This window comes from Subtercola boreus (genome assembly GCF_006716115.1).
GTDB classification, from domain to species: Bacteria; Actinomycetota; Actinomycetes; order Actinomycetales; family Microbacteriaceae; genus Subtercola; species Subtercola boreus.
The window spans coordinates 3,831,217-3,856,836 of record NZ_VFOO01000001.1 but is presented as its reverse complement, the minus strand read 5'-3'; the positions used below and the strand labels follow the sequence as shown (position 1 = coordinate 3,856,836).

General features: G+C 70.1%; 23 protein-coding genes and 3 tRNA genes. 6 read left to right on the top strand and 20 right to left on the bottom strand.

The genetic code is table 11. The annotated features are described in order from the left end of the window. Nucleotides 1-262: 262 nt before the first annotated feature. The 9 genes from FB464_RS18050 to FB464_RS18010 all read right to left on the bottom strand — a co-directional run bounded on the left by FB464_RS18050 (nt 263) and on the right by FB464_RS18010 (nt 8,595). The gene (locus FB464_RS18050) at nt 263-2,134 is read right to left on the bottom strand and encodes a PH domain-containing protein (protein WP_142206753.1); all 1,872 of its coding nucleotides are present in this window, start codon (nt 2,132-2,134) and stop codon (nt 263-265) included. Nucleotides 2,135-2,226: 92 nt separating this feature from the next. Beyond that, nucleotides 2,227-2,856: a PH domain-containing protein gene (locus FB464_RS18045; protein WP_246093128.1), complete on the bottom strand. Its 630-nt coding sequence runs from the start codon at nt 2,854-2,856 to the stop codon at nt 2,227-2,229. 4 nt (nt 2,857-2,860) lie between these two features. Then, on the bottom strand, nt 2,861-3,346 hold the full coding sequence (locus FB464_RS18040) for a DUF3180 domain-containing protein (protein ID WP_170151977.1): 486 nt from the start codon (nt 3,344-3,346) through the stop codon (nt 2,861-2,863). Then, nucleotides 3,343-3,867, bottom strand: a complete 525-nt coding sequence (gene folK, locus FB464_RS18035) for a 2-amino-4-hydroxy-6-hydroxymethyldihydropteridine diphosphokinase (RefSeq protein WP_116415803.1) — start codon at nt 3,865-3,867, stop codon at nt 3,343-3,345. The genes FB464_RS18040 and folK overlap by 4 nt, the downstream gene beginning before the upstream one ends. Continuing rightward, nucleotides 3,864-4,235: a dihydroneopterin aldolase gene (gene folB / locus FB464_RS18030; RefSeq protein WP_116416716.1), complete on the bottom strand. Its 372-nt coding sequence runs from the start codon at nt 4,233-4,235 to the stop codon at nt 3,864-3,866. Before folB ends, folK begins: the two co-directional genes overlap by 4 nt. A gap of 35 nt (nt 4,236-4,270) precedes the next feature. Beyond that, nucleotides 4,271-5,164 (bottom strand): dihydropteroate synthase, encoded by an 894-nt coding sequence (folP, locus tag FB464_RS18025; protein ID WP_342780747.1) that lies wholly within the window; start codon nt 5,162-5,164, stop codon nt 4,271-4,273. Further along, on the bottom strand, nt 5,161-5,796 hold the full coding sequence (gene folE, locus FB464_RS18020; RefSeq protein ID WP_116415804.1) for a GTP cyclohydrolase I: 636 nt from the start codon (nt 5,794-5,796) through the stop codon (nt 5,161-5,163). The genes folP and folE overlap by 4 nt, the downstream gene beginning before the upstream one ends. A gap of 15 nt (nt 5,797-5,811) precedes the next feature. Then, nucleotides 5,812-7,824 carry an ATP-dependent zinc metalloprotease FtsH gene (gene ftsH, locus FB464_RS18015; RefSeq protein ID WP_116415805.1) on the bottom strand — a complete coding sequence of 671 codons (2,013 nt, stop codon included), beginning with the start codon at nt 7,822-7,824 and terminating at the stop codon, nt 5,812-5,814. A gap of 105 nt (nt 7,825-7,929) precedes the next feature. Then, on the bottom strand, nt 7,930-8,595 hold the full coding sequence (locus FB464_RS18010) for a TetR/AcrR family transcriptional regulator (RefSeq protein WP_116415806.1): 666 nt from the start codon (nt 8,593-8,595) through the stop codon (nt 7,930-7,932). 100 nt (nt 8,596-8,695) lie between these two features. Here FB464_RS18010 and FB464_RS18005 point away from each other — a divergent pair, with 100 nt between their 5' ends. Next, the gene (locus tag FB464_RS18005; RefSeq protein ID WP_116415807.1) at nt 8,696-10,243 is read left to right on the top strand and encodes an MFS transporter; all 1,548 of its coding nucleotides are present in this window, start codon (nt 8,696-8,698) and stop codon (nt 10,241-10,243) included. Nucleotides 10,244-10,340: 97 nt separating this feature from the next. On the opposite strand, the gene hpt is transcribed toward FB464_RS18005, so the two are convergent. Both hpt and tilS read right to left on the bottom strand, forming a co-directional pair. Then, on the bottom strand, nt 10,341-10,892 hold the full coding sequence (gene hpt, locus FB464_RS18000; protein ID WP_116415808.1) for a hypoxanthine phosphoribosyltransferase: 552 nt from the start codon (nt 10,890-10,892) through the stop codon (nt 10,341-10,343). A gap of 368 nt (nt 10,893-11,260) precedes the next feature. After that, nucleotides 11,261-12,163, bottom strand: coding sequence for a tRNA lysidine(34) synthetase TilS (gene tilS / locus FB464_RS17995; RefSeq protein ID WP_211327487.1), 903 nt, complete (start codon nt 12,161-12,163; stop codon nt 11,261-11,263). Between the two features lie 528 nt (nt 12,164-12,691). Here tilS and FB464_RS17990 point away from each other — a divergent pair. Then, nucleotides 12,692-13,186 (top strand): inorganic diphosphatase, encoded by a 495-nt coding sequence (locus FB464_RS17990; RefSeq protein WP_116415809.1) that lies wholly within the window; start codon nt 12,692-12,694, stop codon nt 13,184-13,186. A 361-nt stretch (nt 13,187-13,547) separates the two neighbouring features. On the opposite strand, the gene FB464_RS20480 is transcribed toward FB464_RS17990, so the two are convergent. After that, entirely contained in the window at nt 13,548-14,918 is a 1,371-nt protein-coding gene (locus tag FB464_RS20480; protein ID WP_281279796.1) for a peptidoglycan DD-metalloendopeptidase family protein, read from the bottom strand. Between the two features lie 200 nt (nt 14,919-15,118). Between FB464_RS20480 and FB464_RS17980 the strand changes: the two genes are divergently transcribed. The 3 genes from FB464_RS17980 (at nt 15,119) to FB464_RS17970 (ending at nt 15,476) form a co-directional block, all read left to right on the top strand. Beyond that, nucleotides 15,119-15,191, top strand: a tRNA-Glu gene (locus tag FB464_RS17980). A gap of 75 nt (nt 15,192-15,266) precedes the next feature. Continuing rightward, nucleotides 15,267-15,340, top strand: a tRNA-Asp gene (locus tag FB464_RS17975). Nucleotides 15,341-15,403: 63 nt separating this feature from the next. After that, nucleotides 15,404-15,476 (top strand) — tRNA-Phe (locus FB464_RS17970). Between the two features lie 99 nt (nt 15,477-15,575). On the opposite strand, the gene FB464_RS17965 is transcribed toward FB464_RS17970, so the two are convergent. The 4 genes from FB464_RS17965 to FB464_RS17950 form a co-directional block, all read right to left on the bottom strand. Next, a complete protein-coding gene (locus tag FB464_RS17965; protein ID WP_116415811.1) occupies nt 15,576-15,848 on the bottom strand; it encodes a DUF2277 domain-containing protein in 273 nt (90 codons plus the stop codon). A gap of 60 nt (nt 15,849-15,908) precedes the next feature. Then, on the bottom strand, nt 15,909-16,616 hold the full coding sequence (locus tag FB464_RS17960; protein WP_116415812.1) for a response regulator: 708 nt from the start codon (nt 16,614-16,616) through the stop codon (nt 15,909-15,911). Further along, nucleotides 16,613-17,944, bottom strand: coding sequence for a sensor histidine kinase (locus tag FB464_RS17955; protein ID WP_116415813.1), 1,332 nt, complete (start codon nt 17,942-17,944; stop codon nt 16,613-16,615). Before FB464_RS17955 ends, FB464_RS17960 begins: the two co-directional genes overlap by 4 nt. 197 nt (nt 17,945-18,141) lie before the next feature. Beyond that, on the bottom strand, nt 18,142-18,738 hold the full coding sequence (locus FB464_RS17950; RefSeq protein ID WP_116415814.1) for a DUF998 domain-containing protein: 597 nt from the start codon (nt 18,736-18,738) through the stop codon (nt 18,142-18,144). Nucleotides 18,739-18,848: 110 nt separating this feature from the next. Between FB464_RS17950 and FB464_RS17945 the strand changes: the two genes are divergently transcribed. Next, entirely contained in the window at nt 18,849-20,213 is a 1,365-nt protein-coding gene (locus FB464_RS17945) for a ferredoxin reductase family protein (protein WP_116415815.1), read from the top strand. A gap of 189 nt (nt 20,214-20,402) precedes the next feature. On the opposite strand, the gene FB464_RS17940 is transcribed toward FB464_RS17945, so the two are convergent. The 4 genes from FB464_RS17940 to FB464_RS17925 all read right to left on the bottom strand — a co-directional run bounded on the left by FB464_RS17940 (nt 20,403) and on the right by FB464_RS17925 (nt 25,531). Further along, on the bottom strand, nt 20,403-21,137 hold the full coding sequence (locus FB464_RS17940) for a histidine phosphatase family protein (protein ID WP_116415816.1): 735 nt from the start codon (nt 21,135-21,137) through the stop codon (nt 20,403-20,405). A 98-nt stretch (nt 21,138-21,235) separates the two neighbouring features. Next, complete coding sequence (locus tag FB464_RS17935) at nt 21,236-22,066, bottom strand: PRD domain-containing protein (RefSeq protein WP_116415817.1); 831 nt, start codon at nt 22,064-22,066, stop codon at nt 21,236-21,238. A 29-nt stretch (nt 22,067-22,095) separates the two neighbouring features. After that, the gene (locus FB464_RS17930; protein ID WP_116415818.1) at nt 22,096-23,547 is read right to left on the bottom strand and encodes a family 1 glycosylhydrolase; all 1,452 of its coding nucleotides are present in this window, start codon (nt 23,545-23,547) and stop codon (nt 22,096-22,098) included. Next, nucleotides 23,534-25,531 (bottom strand): beta-glucoside-specific PTS transporter subunit IIABC, encoded by a 1,998-nt coding sequence (locus FB464_RS17925; RefSeq protein ID WP_116415819.1) that lies wholly within the window; start codon nt 25,529-25,531, stop codon nt 23,534-23,536. Before FB464_RS17925 ends, FB464_RS17930 begins: the two co-directional genes overlap by 14 nt. Between the last annotated feature and the right edge of the window lie 89 nt (nt 25,532-25,620).

Below are 25,620 nucleotides of genomic sequence, written 5' to 3'. Positions count from 1 at the left end.
CTGAGGCTCGTCCGTTCGTCGCGACGGCGGGCTGCGGGCGGGCCGGACGCGGGTGGCCGCGGGCGGAGGTGCGGGGGGCAGACGAGGAGGCCTTGCACAAATGGGCGAGCCTCCGCCGGGACGACGCCGCAGAGCGCACCGTGCTCGCTGAGGCTCGTCCGTTGTCGCCGCAACGGGCGGCGGGAGGCCGGACGTGGGCGGAGGGGCGGGCCGGACGCGGGCGGAGGGGCGGGCGCGGGCGGCACGAGGGCCGAGGGGGGCGTCAGGCGGCCCAACGGTGGGTGCCGTCGGCGCGGAGCGCTTCGACGGCCGCCGCCGACACATCCGTGAACACCGCGACGGCCGCCGCGCGATCGATCACCCCGAGCTCGGCACGCACCGGCCCCGCGATCGTGGTGAAGTGCAGCTCGGCGAGGTCGAGTATCCGCCGCACCGGACCCTGCGAGACACGCACGCTCTGCAGGCGCGCAAGCGGCAGCACGGTGAGCCGCCGCCAGAAGAACCCCGTGCGGAGCAGCACCGCGTCGTGAGTGCGCGCGAGCCCGGTGCGGCGCCACGAGAACGGGCGGAGGCACTGCGCCCGCCGGGGTGCCCGCGAGAATCCGGTGGCCGCACGCCCGCGGGCGACGAGCCCCGCCATCACGAGCCCCTGCGTGTCCGCGCCGGCAAGTCCCGGCAGCAGCAGAGCCAGAACCTTCTCGACGTCGGCGATCCGCCCGACGGGCAGCAGCAGCGTGTGCGGCGCGGACGACGAACCGCGACCGGAGGCGTGGCCGGCACGGTTGATCCGGATCATCCACCATCCCATCGGCCGCCAGAGGATCGGCTGCGTGACCTCGATGGCGTGGATCCGCCCCGGCGGCAGCGTGTCGTTGCTGGTGCTGAGCAGCCCGTACCCCACGCGCACGCCGTCGGATGTCGCGGCGATCGAGTAGCGGGCCGCCTTCGAGAAACGCCGCACGTAGTAGCCGAGCGAACCGAGCACACTGGGCAGCAGCAGGAAGAGGATGAAGTACCGGTGCAGCACGAAGGTGGAGAAGAACAGGGCCGCCACGACCAGCAGCAGCACGACGGTGAACTCGCTGACGACGAGCGAGCCGAGGATGCGGAGCGGAGTGATCTTCACGACCGACTCGGGCGGTGCTGCGTCGAGGTCGAGTTCCGGGCCCAACAGTTCGTGCACACGCCGGTTCAGGATGCCGGCTTCGCGGGCCTGTTCAGCGGCGGGTACCGTCCCGGGGGCGGGGGCCGCGCCGTGGACTGGGGTGGCGCCGGCGGCGGAAGCCGCGCCGGGGGAGGGAGCCGTCCCGGGGTCGGGTGCCGTGCCGGGGTCGGGTGCCGTCCCGGGGTCGGGTGCCGTCCCGGCGGCAGGGGCCGTTCCGGGGGCGGGGGCCGTCCCGGGGGCGGGGGTAGTCCCGGCGGCTCCGGCTGAGGTCCCGGCGGAGACAGTGGCAGTGCCGGCCGCCTCCGCGCGCGCCGCCGCCTCCGCCCGCTGCACCCCCGACGCGCGCCGGAGCAGCTCACGGCGGAGCTCGTCCACCTGCCGGGAGCCGAGGTACGACAGCTCGACCTTCGCATCCTGCCCGGCGACGGTCAGTTCGATCCGTGCCGCGCCGAAGACGCGGGCGAGCAGCGGCCGGGTGATGTGGATGCCCTGGATGCGGTCGAGCCGGGCCTGCCGGTTGTGGCGGAAGACCACGCCGCTCCGCACCTCGACGGCGTCGGTGCCGATACGGAAGGTGTGCATCCGCCACGCCACCGCGAACAGGGCGACAGCGATCAGGAGCACCCCGAGCGTGATCAGGATGGCGACACCGGTGAAGCCGGTCTCATAGATGGCGTTGAGCGGGTCGCCGTCGAAACGGCCGCCGTTCTGCCCCCCGGTGCCGTCGCCCGGCTGGCCGCCGCCGCCCGGACCGCCGGTCTGGCCGATGACGAGCTCGACGAGGCGCTCGCGCAGGTTGGCGAGCACGAAGGCGAGGATCGCGACGAAGGCGATCCCGCCCTTCAGCAGCGGCGACGCCCAGTGCAGCCGGTGCCACTCCCCGTCGGTGAGCTGCTGCACGGCACGGCGCACCGCGGGCGGCGCAGCAGTGGGCGCCGCTGGCAGAACGGGAGGCGCAGCGGAAGGCACGGCCGGCAAAACGGGAGGCGCGGCGGAGGGCGCCGCCGGCAGAGCGTCCGACGCGGGCGAGGGCGCCTCAGCGCCCGGCTCCCCCGTCCCGCTCACAGCCCCGACCGGCGCGACTCCGCCAGCGCCACCAGCCGGTCGCGGAGCTCGTCGGCCTCCGCCTCCGGCAGCCCCGGGATCGACACCCCCGTCGACGCCGCGGCGGTCACGAACTTCAGGTCACTGAGACCGAGTGCGCGCGCAAGTGGCCCCCGGTTCACGTCGATGAGCTGCATGCGGCCGTAGGGCACGGCGACGATGCGGAAGAACATGATCCCCTGCCGGTAGAGCAGGTCATCCGTCCGCAGCTGGAATCCGATCGCGCGGGCCCGCCGGGGGGCCACCACGAGAAGCACAATGGTCACGATGACGGCAGCCCCGAGCATCCACCAGCCGAACCAGGCCCCGATGACGAGCGCGAAGAAGAGGCTGATGGCTGCCAGCACGGCCCCGGTGACGATCGACTCGGCGACCACCACGCCGACGTACTTGCTGCTGACGCGCCGCCACGGCCCGTCGTAGTCGAGCCGCCGGGACTTCGCGGTGGGTGCGGCCGGGGGCGTCACGGGCGAGATCGGCGCCCCCAGCGAACCCGCAGGCGCCGCCGACCCGGGCACCTCAGCTGCGCCGTCGGTCACCCCGTCGGCTGCGCCGTCGGTCATCCGATCAGCTCCGCCGTCGGTCATCCGGTCAGCTCCGCCGGCGGTCGGGCAGGGGTTCCGGACGATCGGGGTCGCCGTAGTCGGGCGGCAGAGTGCAGAGCTTCTCGGCGACGAGCCCGCAGGCCAGAAAGACCACGCCCGCGAGGGCTCCCGCGATGCTCAGCCAGAGCGAGGCGACGGCCGGGATGACGGCGCGCGACAGCAGGTACACGACCACCCCGGCCCCGAGGCCCGCGATGAGTGACCCGACCATGCTCGACGCCTTCGCGAGCACGGCGACGCGCATCGCGCGGAACGGGTTGATCGGGGCCTGGTTGGTGCCGCGGATCGCCCGCGCGATGGGCACCGCCAGCGAGACGACGATGGCGCCTGCTGCGACGAGGGTGATCGAGAGCGACAGCGGAAGCGCGATGATGGGCCGCCCCGAGGAGGCGAGGCCGACTTCGATGACGAAGCCCGCGAAACCTCCGACGACGGCGAGCAGCACGAGCGTCAGCGGACGGGTTCGTCTCACGACGACCACCGTGCGAACAGCCGCGGACTCTCGTAGGTGGCCGCGAGCAACGGCCCGATGGGGCCGCGACCCGGAATCTCGGCTCCCGGGTCGATCTCGTACCAGGGTGCGAGCACGAACGCCCGCTCGAAGGCCCGCGGGTGCGGCAGAGTGAGCGTCTCGTCGTGCTGCACGAGGCTCGCGAACGTCACGATGTCGAGGTCGAGGGTGCGGTCGCCCCAGCGCTCGACCCGTACCCTGTCGTGCGCCTCCTCGATGGCCTGCAGCGCGAGCAGCAGCTCGTGGGGCGGCAGCGCTGAGCGCACCAGGATGACCGCATTGATGTACGCGGGAGCATCCAGGTCGATGCCCTCGGGCTTCAGCGCGTCGGTCTCGTAGAAGCTCGACACCTCGTCGACCCAGACACCGTCGAGCTGCCCGATCTCGGCGATGGCCGCGCGGAGGGTCTCTGCACGGTCACCGAGGTTGCTGCCGAGGGCGATGACGGCGGGCAGGGTCACACGCAGCTTCTCGCGCCTCACGCGCGCCTCCTCGTGATGGTGATCGACACGTCGGTGAACGGCACCGTGATGGGAGCTTCCGGCTTGTGCACGGTGACCCGCACGCGCTCGGCGATCGGTGAGGCGAGCGCCACCCCGGCGACTCGCTCAGCGAGCGTCTCGAGCAGGTCGACCGGGTCGGCCGCGACAGCATCGTGCACCGACTTCGCGAGGATCCCGTAGTTCAGGGTCTGGTCGAGATCGTCGGATGCCGCGGCGGCGGCCGTGTCGAGCCACACCGTCAGGTCGATCACGAACGGCTGCCCGTCACGCCGCTCATGGTCGTAGACACCATGGTTCGCCTGCACGGTCAGGCCGGTCAGGGTGAGGGAGTCGAGTTCGTCTGGCACTCTGGTGAGATTACTGGATGCCGGCACCGCACCCGTCACTCGGCACCCCGTTTCCACGCTTCCGCCACGACGAGAGCGGACTTCGTCAGGGCGACGTCGTGCACCCGCACAGCCCAGGCGCCCTGCTGGGCGGCGAGAGCGGCGATCACCGCGGAGGGGAAGTCCCGGGCATCCATCGGCGCTCCTTTTTCGACGAGCTCGCCGACGAAACCCTTGCGTGAGGCGCCGACGACGACCGGCAGGCCGAAATCGGTGAAACGGGAGAGGTGCCCCAGCACCTTCCAGTTGTGTTCGGAGTTCTTCGCGAACCCGAGGCCCGGGTCGACGAGGATGTTCGAGGGGTCCACTCCGCGCACGATGAGCTCCGCGACGCGGTACTCGAGTTCGCGCACGACGTCGGCGACCACGTCGTTGTAGGTCGCGCGCGAGGTCATTACGTCGCTGTGGCCGCGCCAGTGCGAGACGACGAGGGGCACGGCGAGGTCGATCATCGTGTCGGTCATCTGCGGGTCGGCGAGCGCGCCCGACACATCGTTCACGATGAGAGCCCCGGCTTCGACGGCGAGCCGCGCGGTGGAGGCGTTCATCGTGTCGACGCTGACCGCCACCCCCTGCTCGGCGAGGCTCCGGATGACCGGCAGCACCCGCGCCTGCTCCTCTGCCAGCGCGACCCGGAGCGCCCCGGGTCTCGTCGACTCTCCCCCGACGTCGACGATGTCGGCGCCGGCGGCAGCCAGCTCGAGCCCGTGCGACACGGCGGCTTCTGTGCGGAGCCAGCGCCCGCCGTCGCTGAAGGAGTCGCTCGTCACGTTGAGGATGCCCATCACCAGCGTGCGACCCCGGGGCAGCCCGGCGAAGGTGGGCGAGGTGACGGGCTCGCTGCGCTCGGCACGACGCCGCCGGGAGAAGGCTGCCCCGACCTCGCTCACAGGGCCACCTCGTGCGGGGTCGTGTTCGTGGTGGTGGGCGCGGCGGCGGTCGCCGCCGCAGCGGCCCGGCCCCCGATCAGCCCCATCAGCTCGGCACGGGCGGCCGGCTCGCGGAGCGTTCCGCGCGACGCCACGGTGACGGTCGTGCTTGCGGCCTGCTGCGGTCCGCGGAGGGTGACGCAGCCGTGCGACGCTTCGAGCACGACGAGCACCCCCCGGGCATCCAGAGCCTCATCGAGGGTCGCGGCGATCTGCTCGCCCAGCCGCTCCTGCAGTTGCGGGCGGTTCGCGAGAACGTCGACCACCGCGGGGATGCGGCCGAGGCCGACCAGCCGCTGCCCGGGCACATAGGCGACGTGCGCCGTGCCCCGGAACGGCAGCAGGTGGTGTTCGCACACCGACCGGAACGTGATGTCCCTCAGCAGCACAGGCTCGGGCTCCGACCCGGCAACGACCGGGTAGGTTTCGCCGAGCTCGAGTCGGGCATCCCGCCCCACGCCCGAGAAGAACTCGGAGTACGACTCGGCGACCCGTCGGGGAGTGCTCTCGAGCTCCTCCCGCGACGGGTCCTCACCGATGGCTGCGATCAGTTCCCGCACCGCAGCCTCGACGCGTCGCCTGTCCACTGCCACAGCGCCGAAGCCGCCCTACGCGGTGGCCGGGCGGGGCGGGGCCTGCGGAGCGCGCTTGGGCTTCAGTTCCGCCTCGGGCTCGCTCGTGATCGCGCCATCGGTCTTGCCGAGGTCGATCGGGGCCTTCGCCGCCCGGAAGTCGATCGGGGGGATCGTCGAGACGGGCCGCTTCTGGCTGGAGAGCCACTGCGGACGGGGCGGCATGTGCCGAACATCCTTGAAGATCTCTGCGAGCTGGTGCTGGTCGAGGGTCTCGTGCTCGAGCAACTCGGTCGCCAGGCGGTCGAGGATGTCGCGGTTGTCGTTCAACACGTTCCACGCCTCGTCGTGCGCCGCCTCGATGAGCTCGCGCACCTCGGCGTCGACCTGCTGGGCGAGGTTGTCGCTGTAGTCGCGCTCGTGACCCATATTGCGGCCGAGGAACATCTCGCCCGATGCACTGCCGAGCTTGACCGCACCGACGTTGGCGGACATGCCATAGTCGGTGACCATCTTGCGGGCGGTGTCGGTCGCCTTCTCGATGTCGTTCGACGCACCCGTGGTCGGGTCGTGGAAGACGACCTCCTCGGCCACGCGGCCACCCATGGCGTACGCCAGCTGGTCGAGCAGTTCGTTGCGCGAGACCGAGTACCGGTCTTCGAGCGGGAGAACCATCGTGTAGCCGAGCGCACGGCCCCGGGGCAGGATCGTGATCTTCGTCACCGGGTCGGTGTTGTTCATCGCCGTCGCGACGAGAGCGTGGCCGCCCTCGTGGTAGGCCGTGATCAGCTTCTCCTTGTCGCGCATGATGCGCGTGCGGCGCTGCGGGCCGGCCATGACGCGGTCGACAGCCTCATCCAGGGCGCGGTTGTCGATCAGCTGCGCGTTGGAGCGGGCGGTCAGAAGGGCGGCCTCGTTGAGCACGTTCGCCAGGTCGGCGCCGGTGAAACCGGGGGTCTTGCGGGCGAGCACTTCGAGGTCGACACCGGCGGCCAGCGGCTTGCCGCGGCCGTGCACCTCGAGGATCTGCTTGCGACCCTGCAGGTCGGGGGCGTCGACGCCGATCTGGCGGTCGAAGCGGCCCGGGCGGAGGAGCGCGGGGTCGAGGATGTCGGGACGGTTCGTCGCCGCAATGAGGATGACGTTCGTCTTGACGTCGAAGCCGTCCATCTCGACCAGGAGCTGGTTGAGGGTCTGCTCGCGCTCGTCGTGCCCACCGCCCATGCCCGCACCGCGGTGGCGACCGACAGCATCGATCTCGTCGATGAAGATGATCGCGGGAGAGTTCTGCTTGGCCTGCTCGAAGAGGTCGCGCACGCGGCTGGCGCCGACACCCACGAACATCTCCACGAAGTCGGATCCACTGATCGAGTAGAACGGCACACCGGCCTCACCCGCGACAGCGCGGGCGAGCAGGGTCTTGCCGGTACCGGGTGCGCCGTAGAGAAGAACGCCCTTCGGGATGCGTGCGCCGACGGCGAGGAACTTCGACGGGTCCTTCAGGAAGTCCTTGATCTCCTCGAGTTCCTCGATGGCCTCGTCGTTGCCCGCGACATCCGCGAAGGTGACCTTCGGGGTGTCCTTGGAGACGAGCTTGGCCTTCGACTTGCCGAACTGCATGACCTTGTTGCCGCCGCCCTGCATGCCCGAGAGCATCAGCCAGAAGAAGGCACCGATCAGCAGCACGGGCAGGAGGATGCCGAGTAGGGAGAGGAACCAGTTGGTCTGCGGCACCTGGTCGTTGAAGCCGTCGGCCGGGGCCGCAGCGGTCACCGCGTTCACCACTTCGGAGCCACGCGGGGCCACGTAGTAGAACTGCACCTTGTCGCCGTACTTCGAGTCGGCGGTGGCGAGCGTCAGGTCGACCCGCTGCTCGCCATCGATGATGAGGGCCTCGGAGACCTTGCCGTCTTTCAGGAACTGCAGGCCCTGCTGCGTCGACACCTGCTGGAACCCCGACCCGGTGATCAGGCCGAAGCCGATCCACAGGGCGATCGCTCCCAGGATGATGTAGGGAATCGGAGACCGGAAAATGCGTCTGATGCTCATGTCTTTTTTAGGTTCTTGCGGCAAAGCCGGCACCTTTCTGGTCACCAAGTACTCGGCAAGGTTACCCGTGCCGGGCTGGACGGTGCCTGCGTGTTCCCCGTGGGCTTAACTTGCGGCTGGCTCGACGTGCGCTGGCTTCGCGCCGAGCCCGAGCGCCGGCAGGATGACCCCGTCGATGAGCGAGACCAGGAAGTCGCGGTCGACGGGCTTCTTCAGCACGAGCGTGCGGTACGTCGCCATCGAGGGGCTGATCATCGCGACGGTCTCGATGTCGCAGTCCGCGGAGATCTCGCCGCGGGCGACGGCCCGGCGCATGAGCAGCCGGTTGACGGCGGCACGCGGCTCGATGATCGCGGTGTTCGCGGCGTCGGCGAGTTCGGGGGCACGCGAGATCATCGACATCAGGCCGGCCATGATCTGCATCTTGCGCTCGCTGTCCTCGATCGAGTGCGGCTTGATCATAGCGATCATGTCACCGCGGAGCGTACCGGTGTCGGGCAGAGCGGCCGGGTCGAGGTCGACCTTCTTCATGCAGGCGACCGCATCGATCACGAGTTCGGCCTTCGACGGCCAGCGGCGGTAGAGCGTGGCTTTGCCTGCCTTGGCGCGAGCGGCGACCATGTCGATGGTCATGCCGTCGTAGCCGGTTTCGGCGAGCACGGCGAGTGCGGCATCCAGAATCTCGGGATCACGTGTGTGGTCGCGCTTCCGCCCCGGCCGGACCGGGAATTCTGCGAGCTGTTCCGAGGTTTCAGGTTCGAGCAGCGTCATTGCGGCTCCTTTCTGCTGTCTGCGACATCTAGGTTACGTGAGTGTTAATTCAGGAACTGATTGGTTCCGATACTCGACAGTACCGTATATAGTTCAGAACATGTCCCAGACTTCTCAAGCCGCGCCTGTCGCGGTCTCCTCCCGCCGCTGGTGGACGCTGACCGTCGTCGCGCTCGCCCAGCTCATGGTCGTTCTCGACTCCACCGTCGTCAACATCGCCCTCCCCGCCGCCCAGGCGGACCTGCAGTTCTCCAACGGCGACCGCCAGTGGATCGTCACCGCCTACTCCCTCGCCTTCGGCAGCCTGCTGCTGCTCGGCGGTCGCGTCTCCGACCTCATCGGCCGCAAGCGCACCTTCATCATCGGTCTCATCGGTTTCGCCGCGGCCTCCGCGCTCGGTGGTGCCGCTGACAGCTTCGGGATGCTCGTCTTCGCCCGCGCTCTGCAGGGTGCTTTCGGCGCTCTCCTCGCCCCCACGGCCCTCGCCGTGCTCACCACGACCTTCACCATTCCGAAGGAACGCTCGCGTGCCTTCGGAATCTTCGGCGCGATCGCCGGTGCCGGCGGAGCAATCGGCCTGCTGCTCGGCGGATTCCTCACCGAGAGGTTCGACTGGCGCTGGAACCTGTACATCAACGTCTTCATCGCCGTCATCGCCGTGATCGGCGCCGTCGTCTTCGTGGTGAACGCCAAGCGTGAAGGGCCGCGCCCGAAGCTCGACGTGCCCGGCACCATCCTCGTCTCCGGCGCACTGTTCAGCCTCGTCTACGGGTTCTCGAACGCCGAGACGGACGGCTGGGACTCCCCGCTCACGTGGGGCTTCCTCGCCGCGGCCGTCGTACTGCTGGTCGCGTTCGTGCTCTGGCAGCGGAAGGCCGCCCATCCGCTGCTGCCGCTGGCGATCATCCTGGACCGCAACCGCGGTGCCGCCTATTCGTCGGTACTGATCGCGGGCGCGGGGATGTTCGGCATCTTCCTGTTCGTGACCTACTACCTGCAGGCCTCGCTCGGCTACTCCCCCATCCAGACCGGGCTGTCGTTCCTGCCGATGATCCTGATGCTCGTTCTCGCGGCTCAGCTCGGCAACAACATCTTCCTGCCGCGGTTCGGCCCCAAGGTGCTTGTGCCCATCGGCATGGCACTCGGCGCGATCGGCATGATCTACCTGACGCATCTGAACACGACGAGCACCTATGCGGCCGACATCCTGCCGCCGCTGATGATCCTCGGGTTCGGTATGGGCACGATCATGCCCGCGTCGATCCAGACCGCGACGCTCGGCGTCGACCGCCGGTTCGCCGGGGTCGCCTCGGCGATGGTGAACACGAGCCAGCAGGTCGGTGGCTCGATCGGTACGGCACTGCTCAACACGCTGGCCGCGTCGGCTGCGACCGGGTACGTGGCGTCGCACCTGCCGGCGTCGGCGGCTGTGGCCGCGGATGCCGCGGTGGCGAGTTACGCGACGGCGTACTGGTGGGGGGCCGGGTTCTTCGCGTTCGGCGGCATCCTCGCGGTGCTGCTGTTCCGCCGGAAGCCTGTCGCCGCCGCGCCCGGCACCCCCGCGGCATCCGGAACCGCGGTCTCGGCGAACGCCAAGGCGCCCGCCTCGGCCTCGGACGACCTCCCGGAGCCCGTCGTAGCCCACTGACCCGGCGCGCCTCCCGGCGCCCGCGCGCTTCTCCATCGAGTGGGCGGTTTGGGCCCCAAAACTCCGGTTTTGGGGCCCAAACCGCCCACTCGTTTGTTCAGCTGTAGACGTGGGGGGCGAGGACGGCGATGTCCTTCAGGTTGCGGTACTTCTCCGCGTAGTCGAGGCCATAGCCGATGACGAAGTCGTTCGGGATGTCGAAGCCCACGTATTTCACGTCGAGTTCGATGCGCACGGCATCGGGCTTGCGGAGCAGGGCGCACACCTCGACGGATGCCGGCCCGCGCGACCGCAGGTTGCCGAGCAGCCAGGAGAGGGTGAGGCCGGAGTCGATGATGTCCTCGACGATCAGCACGGTGCGCCCCTCGAGTTCGCTGTCGAGATCTTTCAGGATACGCACCACCCCGCTCGACTGGGTGCTCGTGCCGTACGAGCTGACGGCCATCCAGTCCATCGTGATGGGCAGACGGAGTTCGCGGGCGAGGTCCGCCATCACCATGACCGCGCCCTTCAGCACGCCGACGAGCAGCACGTCCTGCCCGGCGTAGTCGGCTTCGATGCGACGCGCGAGCTCGGCGATCTTCGCGTGGATCTCGGCTTCGGTGATGAGAACGTTCGTGAGGTCGCCTGAGACGTCGCTGGAATCCATGCGTCGAGCCTACCGAAGGTGGCCGTCCGCGGCCGGCCGGGCTGGCTGGCCGGGCTCACGGCAGGCCCAATCGGCCTGAAACCACCGGCGGAGACCGCCCGGGAGGAGCTGGGGCGATCCGAGCCGTATGGAGCGCCAGATCGACTCAGCTCCTCCCGGGCAGGAATGCGCCGGGCGCAAAGCCGGCCGGCGCGGCGCAGCTGTGCGCACCGCGCGGTTTGTTGGAGGGTGGTGCGGGCGCGGGGCGGTGCGAGCGCGGGGCGCGGCCGGCGGCAGGTACACACGCGTCAGCGGCCGGCCGCGCGAGCGGCGCCGCAACGCGGGGTGCGGCGGGCGTGCGGCGGGTCAGCGGCGGGCGGGCGGGCGGTTCAGCGGCGGGCAAAGACGAGCTGCGCGCCGGCGCGGGTGACGCGGATGCCCGGCAGATCGACCCCGAGCTGTCCGCGCCACTCGGTGACGAGCCGCAGGGCCGCGAGGGTCTGGCTGCGACTGAGGTTCACCCCGAACTCCGACGCGACGACGAAACGCACGATGCGCTGCGCCAGCGCGGGCGGATTCGCCCTCAGTCCGTGCACATCGACCGCGATGCCGGCCTCGGCGTGCTCGACGATCTCGGCCGCCCATTCGGCGGCGAGGGCATCCAGAGCTTGATCGTCTTCGCGCAACTGGTCGGCCGTGCGGGCGAGTGCCTCCGTTATGCCAGGCCCGAGCTCGGATTCGAGCAGTGGAAGCACGGTCTCGCGCACCCGAACCCTTTTGTACGCCGGATCGAGGTTCTGCGGGTCCCGCCAGGGGACCAGGCCCGCGTCATCCACCGACTGGTGCACGGTCTGGCGCCGGATGCCCAGCAGCGGCCGCACGAAGGCTCCGTTCACGGCGGCCATGCCCGACAGGCTCGACGGCCCGGAGCCGCGCGCGAGCCCGAGCAGCACCGTCTCGGCCTGGTCGTCGAGCGTGTGGCCGAGGAGGATGCGGGTGGCGCCGGTCGGTGCGCCGAGTACCTCGTCGAACGCCGCGTAGCGGGCGGCGCGGGCGGCGGCCTCCGGGCCGTCGGGGCTCGCAGGATCAACTCGCACGCGGACGACGACCACGGGGTCGAGGCCGAGCTCACGAGCCTGCGCGGCAGCGGACTCGGCGACGGCGGCGGACCCGGCCTGCAGGTCGTGGTCGACCACGACGGCGCCTGCCAGGAACCCGTTCCGGGGCGCCTCGAAGGCGGTGGCGATGGCGAGGGCGAGGGAGTCCGGGCCGCCGCTGAGGGCGACGAGCACGAGCGGCGCCGCGGGCGTGGTGGGCGGCGTGGCGGCGACGGGCGCCGCATCGGGAGCGGCGGCGGGCGCGGGCGGCGCAGCGGCGGGCGCGGGCGGCGCAGCGGCGGCGGCGGGGGTGGCGGCGGCGGCGGTCGCGGCGGCGGTCGCGGCGACGGGCGCCGGGGCGGCGGGGGCGGGGGGCGCAGCGGTGGGCGCGGGCGGCGCGGTGGAGGCGCCAGCGGCAGCGGCGGGAGGAGGGGCGCTTCGCGGGGGTGCAGCCGCGACATCCAGAGCCGCGCCCGCGGGGGACTCGGGCAGCGCCTGGAGCGTCTCGCGCACGGCCCGGCGAACGTCCGCCATGGCCGGAGTGAGGCGTGGGCGGCGGGCGGCAGGGTGCATCCAGTAACGTTATTGCAGTTTCGCCAGCGTGCTGGGCGCTGTCGCCGACGCGAGCACCGGCCCGACGGGCATCCACCGGCGCACCTGAACCCGCACCAGCACTCTGACCAGCACCCGCACGCAGACACCACACAGAAGGAGCACCCGCCCATGGCCAGCTACGACGCCGTCATCGAGATCCCCAAGGGGAGCCGCAACAAGTACGAGGTCGACCACGTCACCGGCCGTGTGTACCTCGACCGCGTGCTCTTCACGAGCTTCGTCTACCCCACCGACTACGGATTCTTCGAGAACACCCTCGGGCTCGACGGCGACCCGGTCGACGTGCTCGTGCTGCTCGAGTACCCGGTCTACCCGGGTGTCGGCGTCAAGGTGCGCCCGGTCGGTGTGTTCAACATGTCGGACGAGGCCGGCATCGACTCCAAGGTCATCGCTGTGCCGGCGAAGGATCCGCGCTGGGCGCACATCACCGACGTCGACAGCATCCCGGCGCAGCTGCGCAGCGAGATCGAGCACTTCTTCGAGCACTACAAAGACCTCGAGCCCGGCAAGTGGGTCAAGACCGAGGGCTGGGGTTCGGCCGCTGACGCTGAGCAGATCATCCAGAATGGCATCACCAAGCTCGCCGAAGAGGGCGCGCACTAGGTTCTGTGCACAACGGGCGCCACGCTGCGCCTGTGGAGGAGGGGACGGGCACCGGATGCTCGTCCCCTCCTTCGCGTATGGGCGCTGTTGCGCCACCACCGCGCGCCTCACGGGTGGCTGCGGTATCGGCACGGCACGGCACGGCACAACGGGCGAGCCTCAGCCGACACGGAGCGCTATGCGGTCGCGTGACGGCTGAACCTCGTCCGTTCGGGCACCGGTGCGCGCGCCCAGGCGGGGCTAGAAGCCCGCATGGGCGAGCCTCGGCCGACACGGAGCGCTATGCGGTCGCATGACGGCTGAACCTCGTCCGTTCGGGCACCGGTGCGCGCGCTCAGGCGGGGCGGGCGGGCGGGCGGGGCTAGAAGCCCGCGCCGTACTGCCCCAACACCTGGCGCGGGTTCTGCGCCGTGCCGTTCAGGCGCGTCTCGAAGTGCACGTGGCATCCGGTCGACGCCCCCGTCGTGCCCGCCTTCGCAATGAGCTGGCCTTCCGCGACGCTCCAGCCGGAACGCACGACGAGGGACGTGTTGTGGCCGTAGACGGTGGTGCGTCCGCCGCCGTGGTTGATGGTGACCGCGTTGCCGAGGCCGCCGTTCGAGCCGGCGAAGGTCACGGTGCCAGCGGATGCCGCGTAGACGTTCACGCCGCAGGTTCCGCCGGGGCTCACGAGGTCGATGCCGGCGTGCAGTCGCCAGACCGCGTCGATCGGATGGAACCGGTTACCGAACTCGCTCGACACCCGCGCGTTCGGGAGCGGGCTGCTCCAACCCTGCCCGCCGGGGCCGACGACGATGGGGGCCGGGGACCCGCCCGAGCCGCCGCCACTGCCACCTCCGCTGCCGCCGCCCCGAGCCGCCCGCTCACGCTCCGCCGCCGCCCGGGCCTCCCGTTCGGCCCGCGCCTGCTCCTCCGCGATGCGCGCGCGCTCGACGACACCCGCCTGGTAGTCGGCCTCCGTCGCGGTGCGGTTCGACACCAGAACGTCGAGCTGCGCGGCCAGCTCCACCCGGCGGCTCTGCTCCTCGGCGAGCATCGACTCGACGGCCGCCTGGGCCGCAGCCGCTTCGGCGAGCGCCTGCTCCGCCGCCAGCCGCAGACCGTCGAGCGCCGTCTTCGCCACCGCCGCCTGGCTCGCCACCGAATCCGCGCTGTTGCGGCTCTGGGCGGCGAGGTCGTAGATCTGGGACGTCTGTTCGGTGAGCTTGCTGAGGGCTCCGAGCTGGTAGAGCAGAGCATCCGTATCGCTGCCACCAGAGCTGCCGAGCAGGGCGATCGACAGGCTGGAACCGCCGGAGCGTGCCAGTTGCGCGGCAAGAGCCCCCGCACGCTTGCTGGATGCCGCGGCCTCCGCCGTCGCCTCCCCCGCCCGGCCGTCGAGCTCCTCGCTCACCCGCACACCCTCGTCGAACGCGATCTGCGCCGTCTCGTACTCGGCTCCGCGCTGCTCGGAGAGGGCCTGCGCCGCAACGGTCTCGGCCTCGAGCCCCGAGATCAGGCCCTGGATGCGCGTGATCTCACCCTGCTTCGACGCCTCGTTCGAGCGGGCCGCGAGAACGTCCTCCCAGCTCGGGTAGTCCACAGCGCGGGCGGCCTCGGGGGCGAGCCCGTCGCCGAGCACGAGGGCAAAGGCGACAGTCGCGGCCTGCGCGAGCGCCCGGAGCCGGCGGCGAGGTCGGTTCGCGGGGTCAGCCGGGGCGCCTGCGTGCGAGGTGGCGGGATGATCGGTCACGAACTCGTCCTGTCGGGTGAGGTGGGGGGCGGGCATCCGTCGACCACCGGGCTTGGGCCCACAGTAATCGGGCCCGCTGGGAGCTTCGGCTCCCACGCCGACGGCCTTCATCTGCACAGACGCTGCTCAGCCGGTGCGTTCCGGACAGACGATTGGCGAGGGGGGCCTCGCGTGTGGCATACTCGTTGAGTTGTCAAAACGGCCCCATCGTTTAGCGGCCTAGGACGCTGCCCTTTCACGGCAGTAGCACGGGTTCGAATCCCGTTGGGGTCACGCAGTACCAGCTAACGATGTCCGCTAGTATTACCTGCGGCACTGTTTTACAACACAGAACAATTTCATAAGTTTGGCCCTGTAGCGCAGTTGGTTAGCGCGCCGCCCTGTCACGGCGGAGGTCGCCGGTTCAAGTCCGGTCAGGGTCGCAAAGGATCGAATGCCCTTCCCTCGGGAAGGGTTTTTCGGCCTCTGGAGGGGTTCACCTCTTCGGCTCTGTAGCTCAGTTGGTAGAGCGTTCGACTGAAAATCGAAAGGTCACCGGATCGATGCCGGTCGGAGCCACTGCCTCGCTTCCCGGCTTCTACGGGGAGTGAGGCTTTTTCTTTGCCCACTGGCCGTTCGGCCGTTTGCGCAGCGCTGGTGCAGCCCGTGAGCGCGGCGTCAGGCGGCCGCGAAGCGGCGGGCGGAACGCTCCTTCGCCTTGGCGGCCTCGACTTCGCGGTCTTTCGGCGGCACGGCGCTCACGAGGTCTTCGAGCAGGTGGCCGGTGATGTGGGCGATCTCCGCGACGGCGCGGTCGAACGCCTCGGCGTTGGCCTTCGAGGGCTTGGTGGTGCCGCTGATCTTCCGCACGTACTGCAGCGCGGCGGCGTGCACTTCGTCGCCGGTGGCCGCCGGCTCGAAGTTGTGCAGGGTGTGGATGTTTCGGCACATGGGAACCTCCGGGGACTCGGATGATCGGGGTCACGTTTTGTGAACAGCGTACACATGCGCTCAGAGCTTCAGCAAGCCGTTCTCGTAGGCGAAGACGACGACCTGCACACGGCTCTGCAGGCCGAGTTTCGACAGGATGCTCCGGATGTGCGTCTTGGTCGTCGTCTCGCTGATGAACGCCGACGCCGCGATGTCACTGTTGCTGAGGCCTTTGGCGGTGAGGAGGAAGATCTCCTGCTCGCGCGGAGTGAGAGCGGCCAGCGCCGGATGCACCGGGTGCGCCGGGTGCGCGACGGGTCCCGCCACCCCGAACTCCCGCACGGGCCCAAGAGTTTCTGCGGGCCGCACGACGGCGCCCCCGGCGTGCACGGAGCGGATCGTCTCCAGAACGGTCTCCGGCGACGCGTCCTTCGTGAGGAACGCGCTGGCATCGTGCTTCATCGCCTGGAACACGGCCTCCTCGCGCTGGAACGTCGTCAGCACGACGACGCGCGGCACCGCGCCCCCGCCGACACCGCCGACACCGCCGACACCGCCGGCGCTCCGGGCGATGCGGTGAGTCGCTTCGATTCCGTCCATCACGGGCATCCGGATGTCCATCAGCACCACATCGGGACGAAGATCGTCGACCAACCGCACGGCTTCCGCGCCGTCTGCCGCCGAGCCGACGAGGTCGAGGTCGAGGTCGGGCTGGGATTCGATGAGCATCCGGATGCCGTAGACGAACAGTCGCTGGTCGTCGACGACGAGCACGCGGATCGGGTTCACGCGGCGGCCTCCCCCGCACCAGCCGACGGCACCGCAGTAGGAATGTACGCGGTCACGATGTACGCCGGGTCGGAATCCGAGGCACCCCCGTCGAGTCCGGCGGTGAGCCACCCGCCGGCGAGCCGCGCGCGGTCCTCCATGCCGCGCAGCCCGAAGCGCGGCCGCGCATCCGCCGCGCCGTCGCCCGCCCCCTCACCAGCACCGCCGCCCGCACCCTCACCCGCACCGCCGCCAGCGCCGGCGCCAGCACCGTCGCCCGCCCCGGCGCGCAGCCCGTCGCCCGTGCTCGTCACCACCAAAGCGAGCCCCGGCCCCTCCCACGTGAAGGTGACGACGGCGACCGGATGCGCGCCGCTGTGCCTCAGCGCGTTCGTGAGGCTCTCCTGCACGATGCGGTAGGCGGCGAGATCCCTGCTGGGAGTGAGCGCCTGCGGGGCGCCGAACTGCTGCACGTCGACGGGCATCCCCGCGGCGGCGAGACGGCTCGTCAGCGCCGGAAGGTCGGCGAGCCCGGGCTGCGGATGGTCGGGGGTCTCATCGCGGAGCCCCTCGATCAGCCCGCGGAGGTCGCCGAGCGCCGCGCGGGCCGTGTCGGCGATCTCGCGGAGGGCCCGGTCGGTCGTCTCGGGCTTCGTCTCGCGGAGGAACCGGGATCCGTCGGCCACGGCCACCACGACGGCGAGCGAGTGGGCGAGCACGTCGTGCACCTCCTGCGCGATGCGCGCCCGTTCCTCCAGGCTCCGCAGCTCGAAGCCGGCGGCGGTGAGCTCGGCCTCGGTCTCGTCGAGCAGCGCCCTGTCGTCGCGCCGGCGTGCGCTGACGGTCAGCGCGAAACCTGCTGTCCAGGCGGCCGCGCAGAACACCACGCCCAATACGGCGAGAGTGGATGCGTACCGGAGGTACGTGTCCGGCGAAACCGACTGGCCCCCACCGGCCCAGTCCAGCCAGTCCCCCGTGTACACGAGCAGGAACCCGAGGAGCACCGCCTGCAGCACCACGACGAGCAGCCCGGCCCGCCGGATCCGCGGCCGGGCGTGGGTCGCGATGGCGAAGGCGACGAGGATGCTCGCCCCAGCGATCGGCCAGGTCGTGGCCTGCGGCCGTTCGAGCAACCCGACGGCCTGGGCGACCGGCACGACGAGCAGGATCGCGAGCGCGACCCGGGGGAAGGCGCGGGCGGAGCCGATCGCGACGGCGTAGGCCGCGAGGGCAGCGTAGAACGAGGCGGAGTGCATCCGGCCCACCTCGGCCATGATCCAGAGCAGCAGGAAGACCGCCGCGACGGCGGGCAGCAGTGCGGGACGGAGGGCTTTCAGCGCGGTGAGCATGCCTTCACGCTAGGGGTCCGGATGCTGCAGGCCGAGCCCTCCGGCCGGATCTCATCCCCGCGGACGAGTCGCCGTGGCATCCGCGAGGCGGAAGCGCGCCCTTTCGGGTCATCCGCGCCTGCGCGCCAGGGCGCGGATGACCCGAAAGTGCGCGGAACAGGGGTGGCCGGGAATGCGGGCGGGGGGGCCGGGGCGCGTCAGCGCACCAGCACGGCAAGGGCGACCACGGTCATCCAGAGCAGGATCGCCGCGGACAGCAGCCGCTCGGCCAGCCCGAAGACCCGCCGGAGCGACGGAATGAGGCCGGCTGCGACCACGAAGACACCGAGGGCCGCCATCGCCCAGGCGAGCCCCGTCGAGAGCCCCGCGATCGATCCGAAGACGGGATCGCCGACGAACGAGCCCGTGAAGAGGAACGCGGCGACGGTGGCCGAGGCGAAGAAGAGGGCCGCCAGCACGGTGTGCGCGCGGCCGGTGCCGGTGCGAGGGGCGCCGGGCGCATCCATCGGGGCCCAGCTGATGACGAGCCGCGCGACACCGGACAGCAGAAGGAAGAGGAACGCCAGCAGGTTCGGCGCGGCGAGGAAGAAGGTGACCGCGACCCCCAGGGAGATCGCCGCGACCCCGAGCGCGATGGTGGCGACCCGGTACCTGCCGCGACGGGCGGAGATGCCGTACTCGCCGACGGCCGAGCGCACGGGGCTGAGCCCGGGGCGCCCGAGGTGCAGGACGATCAGCGCGGCCAGCGCGACGGCCACGCCGACGAGGGCCACGATCGCTGCGAGTGTCGTCATCGCCGCCCCTCCCTCGAGCCGTTCCCCCCGATCCCGATTCTAGGGGCGCTCCTGCCGGGGTTTAGAATATTCGTCACCACGTCGCCTGGCCGAAGGGGAAGAGCCGACCGATGAGCCGACCCGTTCTGCGTCGACGCACCCGCGGGGCCTTTGCGATCTGGGTGGCCCTGTACACGCTCATCGTTGTGCTTCCGCTGCCGCTGGCGCTCATCCGGCTCGACCCGGGGCGCGGCTTCTGGATCAACTTCTCCGTGGCCCTCGGCTTCGTGGGCCTGTCGATGTTCGGGCTGCAGTTCGCCATGGCGGCGCGGTCGGCCGCCGTGGTGCATCCGGTCGGAATGGACATCGTGCTGGGCTTCCACCGGCAGATGGCGTACCTGGCGACGGTGTTCGTGTTCGCGCATCCGATCATCCTGTTCGTCGTCGACACACAGTTCCTCGGCCTGCTCGACGTGTTCACCTCGCCGCTCCGGGCCAAGTTCGCCGTCGCCTCGTGTGTGCTGCTTCTCGTCATCATCGGGCTGTCGGTGTTCCGCCAGCGGCTCCACATCAGCTACGAGGCCTGGCAGGCGACGCACGCGGTGCTCGCGGTGGCGGTCGTCGTCACCGCCCTGCTGCATGTGCTGCTCGTCGGGTACTACGTGCGCGAGTGGTGGGAGCAGACGCTCTGGATCGTTCTGAGCGCCGCCTTCGTGGGGCTCGGCGTCTGGGTGCGGCTGGTCAAGCCGCTGCTCCGGCGGCGGAAGCCGTGGGTGGTCGAGAGCATCGACCACGACGTCGACGAGGTGACGACGATCACCATCCGGCGAGTGGATGTGGGTGCCGCCGACGACGCGCCCGGCCGCGGCACCGCCGGTGCGTTCCACTTCGATCCCGGCCAGTTCGCGTGGCTGCAGGCCCGACGCTCCCCGTTCGCGATCACGTACCACCCGTTCTCGATCTCGTCGAGCGCCGAGCGGCCCGGCCGCATCTCCTTCTCGATCAAGGCGAAGGAACGGTTCAGCCACGACGTCGCCGGCCTCGAACCGGGCGACCGGATGTTCGTGGACGGACCGTTCGGCGCGTTCGTGCTGCCCGAGTCCGGCCCGATCGTCTGCATCGGAGCCGGCGTCGGTGTGACACCTCTGCTCAGCATGCTCGAGACCCTCGCCGACCGCGGCGACTCTCGCCGGTGCGAGCTCTGGCTCGGCAACCGGAGCGAGGGCAGCATCCCGTGCCTCGCCCAGATCACCGCGCTCGAACCGCGCCTGAACCTCGAGGTGGTGCACGTGCTCTCGCGGCCCGGCGAGGGCTGGGAGGGGGCAAGGGGGCACATCGACGCCGACTTCATCCGTTCGCGCCTGCCGGAGGTCGCTGCCGGTTCGACGTTCTGCATCTGCGGTCCCGATTCGCTGATGGATGCTGTCGAGCACGTTCTCGCTGAGCAGGGTGTGCGCCCCGACGCCATCCGCTCCGAACGTTTCGGGATGGTCTGAGATGTGGCGGGAGAAGGCGGCGCGGCATGCCTTGATCGTGGTGGCGATCGTGGTCGTGCTGGTCTGCGCCCTGTGGGCGTCGCTCGCGCAGACGCTCGTCGCGCCCGCAGCGGCGCCGCAACCTGCGGGCCGGTCGGTGGCACGGTCGGTGGGCTGGTCGGTGGCACAGCCCGTCGATCGAGCCGCCGGTCAGCCCGCGAGCGCCCCCGGCAGCACCAGCTCCGGCCCCGGCTCATCCAGCAGCGCACAGCTCGCGTCGACCTCACTGAGCACCGCGACCCCGCCCGACACGGTGACCGTGGTGACGCCGCAGTTCGGGTAGCCCGGCGCGATGCGGCCGCCCGGTACGAGCAGCGGCACGAGGGACTGCAGCACCGCCCCGTGCGCGACGACCAGGATGTCGCCATCCGTCCCGCTGCTCGTGACGGCACCCGCGACCGCCTCGATCGCCGCGACCGCTTCGCGCATCCGGGCGTTGACCGCCGCCGCGTCCTCCGCCATCCCCGACGGGTCGCTCGCGGCGACCTGGTCGATCACGGCGTCGGGACCCTCGACGGTGAGTTCGTCCCAGTGCCCGCGGTTTCCATAGACGTAGCCACTGGCCTCGAAGAGGGGCGTCCAGAGAGAGGGGTTCGGTTGGCCCTCCCAGCCGCCGAAGTTCCATTCACGGAGGGCGGGCATCCATTCGGCCGTGAGGTGAGGATGCCCGGCGAGCGCCCCCGCGGTCGTTGCCCGGGTGCGGGTGAGGTCGCTCGAGAAGGCGGCGACGAGCGGGATGCCCCGAAAGAACTCACCGAGCGCCGCGACCTGCCGCAGCCCGCGGGGGGTCAGCGGGGAGTCGCACCAGCCCTGGAGTTGGTGCCGCACGTTGAAGAGCGTCTCCCCGTGGCGCACGAGGTGGATGCGGAGGGTGCTGTCGGTCATGGAACTCCTGGAGGTCGGGAGAAAGTCGGATGGTCGGGCAGTCGGTCGGTGGGGGGGCAGGCGGGAGGCGCGGCGGCCGGCGGGCCGGGGTGCGTGGCTCAGTCGGCGACGACCCGCGCGATGTGCAGCGCGAGGAACGCGATCTCCTCGTTCGGCAGGGTCTGGTCGTACTCCTGCTGCACGAGCGCCCGCACCCGCTCGGCGGCGAGCACGGCTGAGGGGTAGCGCGAGCTGAGGTTGGTGAAGAGGAAGTCGTCGTCGCTGGTGGCGAGCCGGCCCGCGAAGAAGCGCTGCGCGAAGTACTGCAGGTGGGCGACGAACCGGGCCCCGTGCAGGTCGTCGAAGTGCAGTTGCACCCCGGTGGAGTGCGTGACGATCGTGGCGACCTGGCTGACGAGCTGCACGACCCGCACGGAATCGACCCCGGAGTTGCCGACCTCGGCATTCACCAGGTGGAACGCGACGTTCGCCGCCTCCTCCGGCGGCAACTGCACTCCGAAACGCTCGAGCAGCAGTACGACCGCCCGCTCGCCGATCGCGTACTCCCGCGGGTAGATCGTGCGCACCTCCCAGGCCAGCCGGTTCACCGTCACGAGCCCCTTCTGCTGGCGTTCGACGGCGAAGTGCAGGTGATCGGTGAGCGTGAGGTAGACGTGCGGGTCGAGTTCGAATCCTGCCGCCTCCGCCAACTGCACGATCGACCGGGTCAGGTCGGCGTACTCAGCAGGGACCTCGGCGAACAGCTCGACCAGGTTGCGGTGGTCGCCCTCCGGCAGCGAGACGAACACCTGGTGCGCCTCATCGGGGGCGACGAGCTCGCCGGGCTTCCGGCCGTAGCCGATGCCCTTGCCGAGCACGACCCGCTCCACGCCGCGCTCGTCGACGACGAGCACGACGCTGGAGTTGAGGACTTTCTTGATGCTCTGCATGGGTATCTCCGTCGACACCCGTGGCGTGTTCACGACAGGTCGGCTCCGTTCGACGCAATGACCTTCTGGTACCAGAAGAACGAGTCCTTTCGCCGACGATCCATTGTCCCACGCCCGAGATCGTCCATGTCGACGTGGATGAAACCGTAGCGCTTCGTGATCTGGGAGGTGGATGCACTGATGAAGTCGATCGGCGACCAGCTGGTGTAGCCCAGGAGCTCGACACCTTCATCCACCGCCGTGATCATCTCCTCGAAGTGCGCACGGAAGTAGTCGATGCGGTACGGATCGACGATGCGCCCGTCGTCGGTCACCTCGTCCCGCATGCCGAGCCCGTTCTCGACGATGAACAACGGCTTGCCGTAGCGGTCGTACAGGTCGATCAGCGAGACGCGGAGGCCGATGGGGTCGATCTGCCAGCCCCACTCACTCGACTCGAGGAACGGGTTCTTGACGCCGAGGATCGTGTTGCCCGGCGTGCGCTCGGCATCCGGCCTGACCGACTCGGTCATCGACATGTAGTAGCTGAAACTGATGAAGTCGACGGGGTATTCGGCCAGCAGCTCGGCGTCGCCCTCGGCGAACGGGATGGTGACACCGCGGCGTTCGAGCAGGTTCAGCGCGAGGCGCGGGTAGGCGCCGCCCGCCTGCACATCGGTGCAGAGGTAGAGCAGGCGCTCCTTCTCCTGCGTCGCCACGACGTCGTCGGGGTGACAGGTGTTCGGGTAGGTGGTCAGCATGGTGAGCATGCAGCCGAGTTTCGAATCGGGCCACATCTCGCGGAGCATCCGGGTCGCCGAGGCCGAGGCGACGAACTGGTGGTGCAGCGCCGTGTAGCAGGCCTCCTCGAAGTTGCCTTCGACGGTCTCCTCGATCAGCCCGCCCGAGGTGAACGGGTGGCGGATGATGCCGTCGATCTCATTGAAGCTCAGCCAGTACGTGATCAGGTGCCCGAAGCGCTCGTAGCAGGTCTTCACGAAGCGCTCGAAGAGGCCGATCGTCGAACGGTCGAGCCAGCAGTTGTTCTTCAGCGCAAGCGCGAGGGGCGGATCGTAGTGCGAGAGGGTCACCAGCGGCTCGATGCCGAGGCGGCGCATCTCCTCGAAGAACGCGAGGTAGAAGGCGACGCCCTCCTCGTTCGGTTCGAGCTCCTCACCCGTCGGGTAGAGCCGTGTCCAGGCGATGGAGACGCGAAGAACCGTGAAGCCCATCTCCGCGAACAGCGCGAGGTCCTCGGGGTAGCGGTGGTAGAAGTCGATGCCGCGACGCTTCGGGTAGTACACCTCGTCGTCATCGTTCATGGCCTCCGTGATGCTCGCCACCGTGTTCTGGTGGTGGATCGCGTACAGCTTCGGGTCGGCCTCGGGCCGGTACCGGTTCACATCGGTCACGGCGGGGCCACGACCGCCTTCCTTCCAGGCGCCTTCCGCCTGGTTCGCGGCGATCGCGCCGCCCCACATGAATCCGTCAGGCAACGCCACTGGCGAGCTCCTTTTCCGTGATCGAGACGAGAGGTTCGCCCGTGCTGATGCTCCCGGCCGCGTTCCCCCGCGTGCTCACGACGACGGCGAACCGGTCGGAGTTCGTGACGACGACCGGGGTGGTGGTGTCGTAACCGGCCGCCTCGATGGCGGCGAGGTCGGCCTCGATGACCAGCTGGCCGGCCTCGACGCGGTCGCCCTGGGTAACGTGGGTGATGAAGTGCTCACCGTTCAGCTTCATCGTGTCGATGCCGACGTGCACGAGCACCTCGACGCCTCCGTCGGAGGTGATGCCGATGGCGTGCTTCGAGTTGAGCATCGAGGTCACCGTTCCGGCGATGGGGGCGCGCACGCCGCCCGAGGTCGGCCGGATCGCGACGCCGTCACCGAGGATGCCGCCCGCGAACACGGGGTCGTTCACCTCGGCGAGCGGGATGACCGTGCCGGTCAGCGGCGCAATGAGGCCGTAGCTGCCGAGCGACGCCGGTGCGGCATCCGGAGCCCCTGCGGTGGTGTGCCGGGCGGCGGTACCGGTCGAGTGCTCGGCGAGCTCGGCCGGGAAGTCCTCGTCGGCGACACCCTCGGCAGCGTCTTCGAGTTCTTTTCGGATGGTCGGGGAGGTGGAATCCTTCCAGATCACGGCCGAGATGACGAAGGCGACAGCGACCGAGATGAGGGCGCCGATGGCGGCGTTCAGGAGGTTCATCGGGTTGGCACCATCCACGAACATCGTGAAGCTCGCGAGCCCCGGGCCGACGACCGCGAAACCGGCTACGACGGTGAGGCCGAGGTAGGCGCCACCGGCGAACGCGCCGGCCATCACCGAGAGGAGCACCTTGCGGTTCTGGAGTGTCACACCGTAGAGCGCGGGTTCGGTGATGCCGAAGATCGCCGAGACTCCGGCCGAGATGGCGGTGGCGCGGAGGCGACTGCTGCGGGTGCGCACGGCGACGGCGAAGCACGCGCCGGCCTCCGCCGCGTTGTGGCCGAGCGAGGCGACGAGGTAGAACGAGTCCCGGCCGGTGGCCGCCATCGTGGCGATCGTGGGGGGAATGAACGCCTTGTGCATGCCCACCGCGATGATGAACGGCAGGAGGGCGGCGAGAACAGCGACGGCGACCCAGCCGAGCAGGCTGTAGAGCCCGATCATCGCGCCGGTCAGCAGCGAGCCGAGCCAGAAGCCGACCGGGCCGAGAACCAGCATGAGCAGCGGGCCGACGATCAGGTAGCACATGAAAGGCACGAAGAACACGCGGATCGGGCCGGGAGAGATCTTCGTGAAGAACCGTTCGAGCGGCCACAGCAGCAGCACGGCGAGGATCGACGGGAAGACCTGCGAGGCGTAGGCGACGGCCTGCACCTTGATGCCGAAGAGGGCTGCGCCACCCTCCCCGTTGATCAGGGTGGAGAAGTTCGCGAAGAGCAGGAACGCGACGACACCGAGCGCGAGCGGCCGGTTCACGTTCAGCTTCTTGGCCGTCGTGTACGCGATGAGAAGTGGCAGGAACGCGAAGACCGCATCCGGGATGACCGCCAGCAGTTTGTAGTTCTGCGAGTCGGCGGGCAACCAGCCGAGCGCCGCGGCACCGACGAGCAGCGACTTGAAGATGCCCGCGCCGGCGATGGCCGGAACGATCGGCGAGAAGATGCTCACCACGAAATCCATCAGCGTGCCGCCGACGCGGCGCCAGGTGAGGGGCTGCTTCACGCGGTTCGCGGCGTTGCCGCCGGTCTTGCCGCCGCGCTCCCGCTCGACCGCGTTGAAGGCGCCGACGACACCGTTGCCGATGACGACCTGCGTCTGCGCGCCGCTCTGCACGGCACTCATCACGCCGGGAAGGTTCTTCAACGCTTCGAGATCGGCCTGGCTGTCGTCGACGAGCGTGAACCGCAGTCGTGTGCTGCAGTGCGTGAGGCCCGCGATGTTCGCGGTGCCTCCGACGCCGGCGATGATCGCCTTCGCCTCTTCCTGGCTGCTGGCCATGGGAGTCCTTCCGTGGATTCGTGTGGTCGCGCATCTGTGCGCTTTCCGGTTCGCGCAGCGGTGCGCTTCGGGACATTCCGGGCCATTCC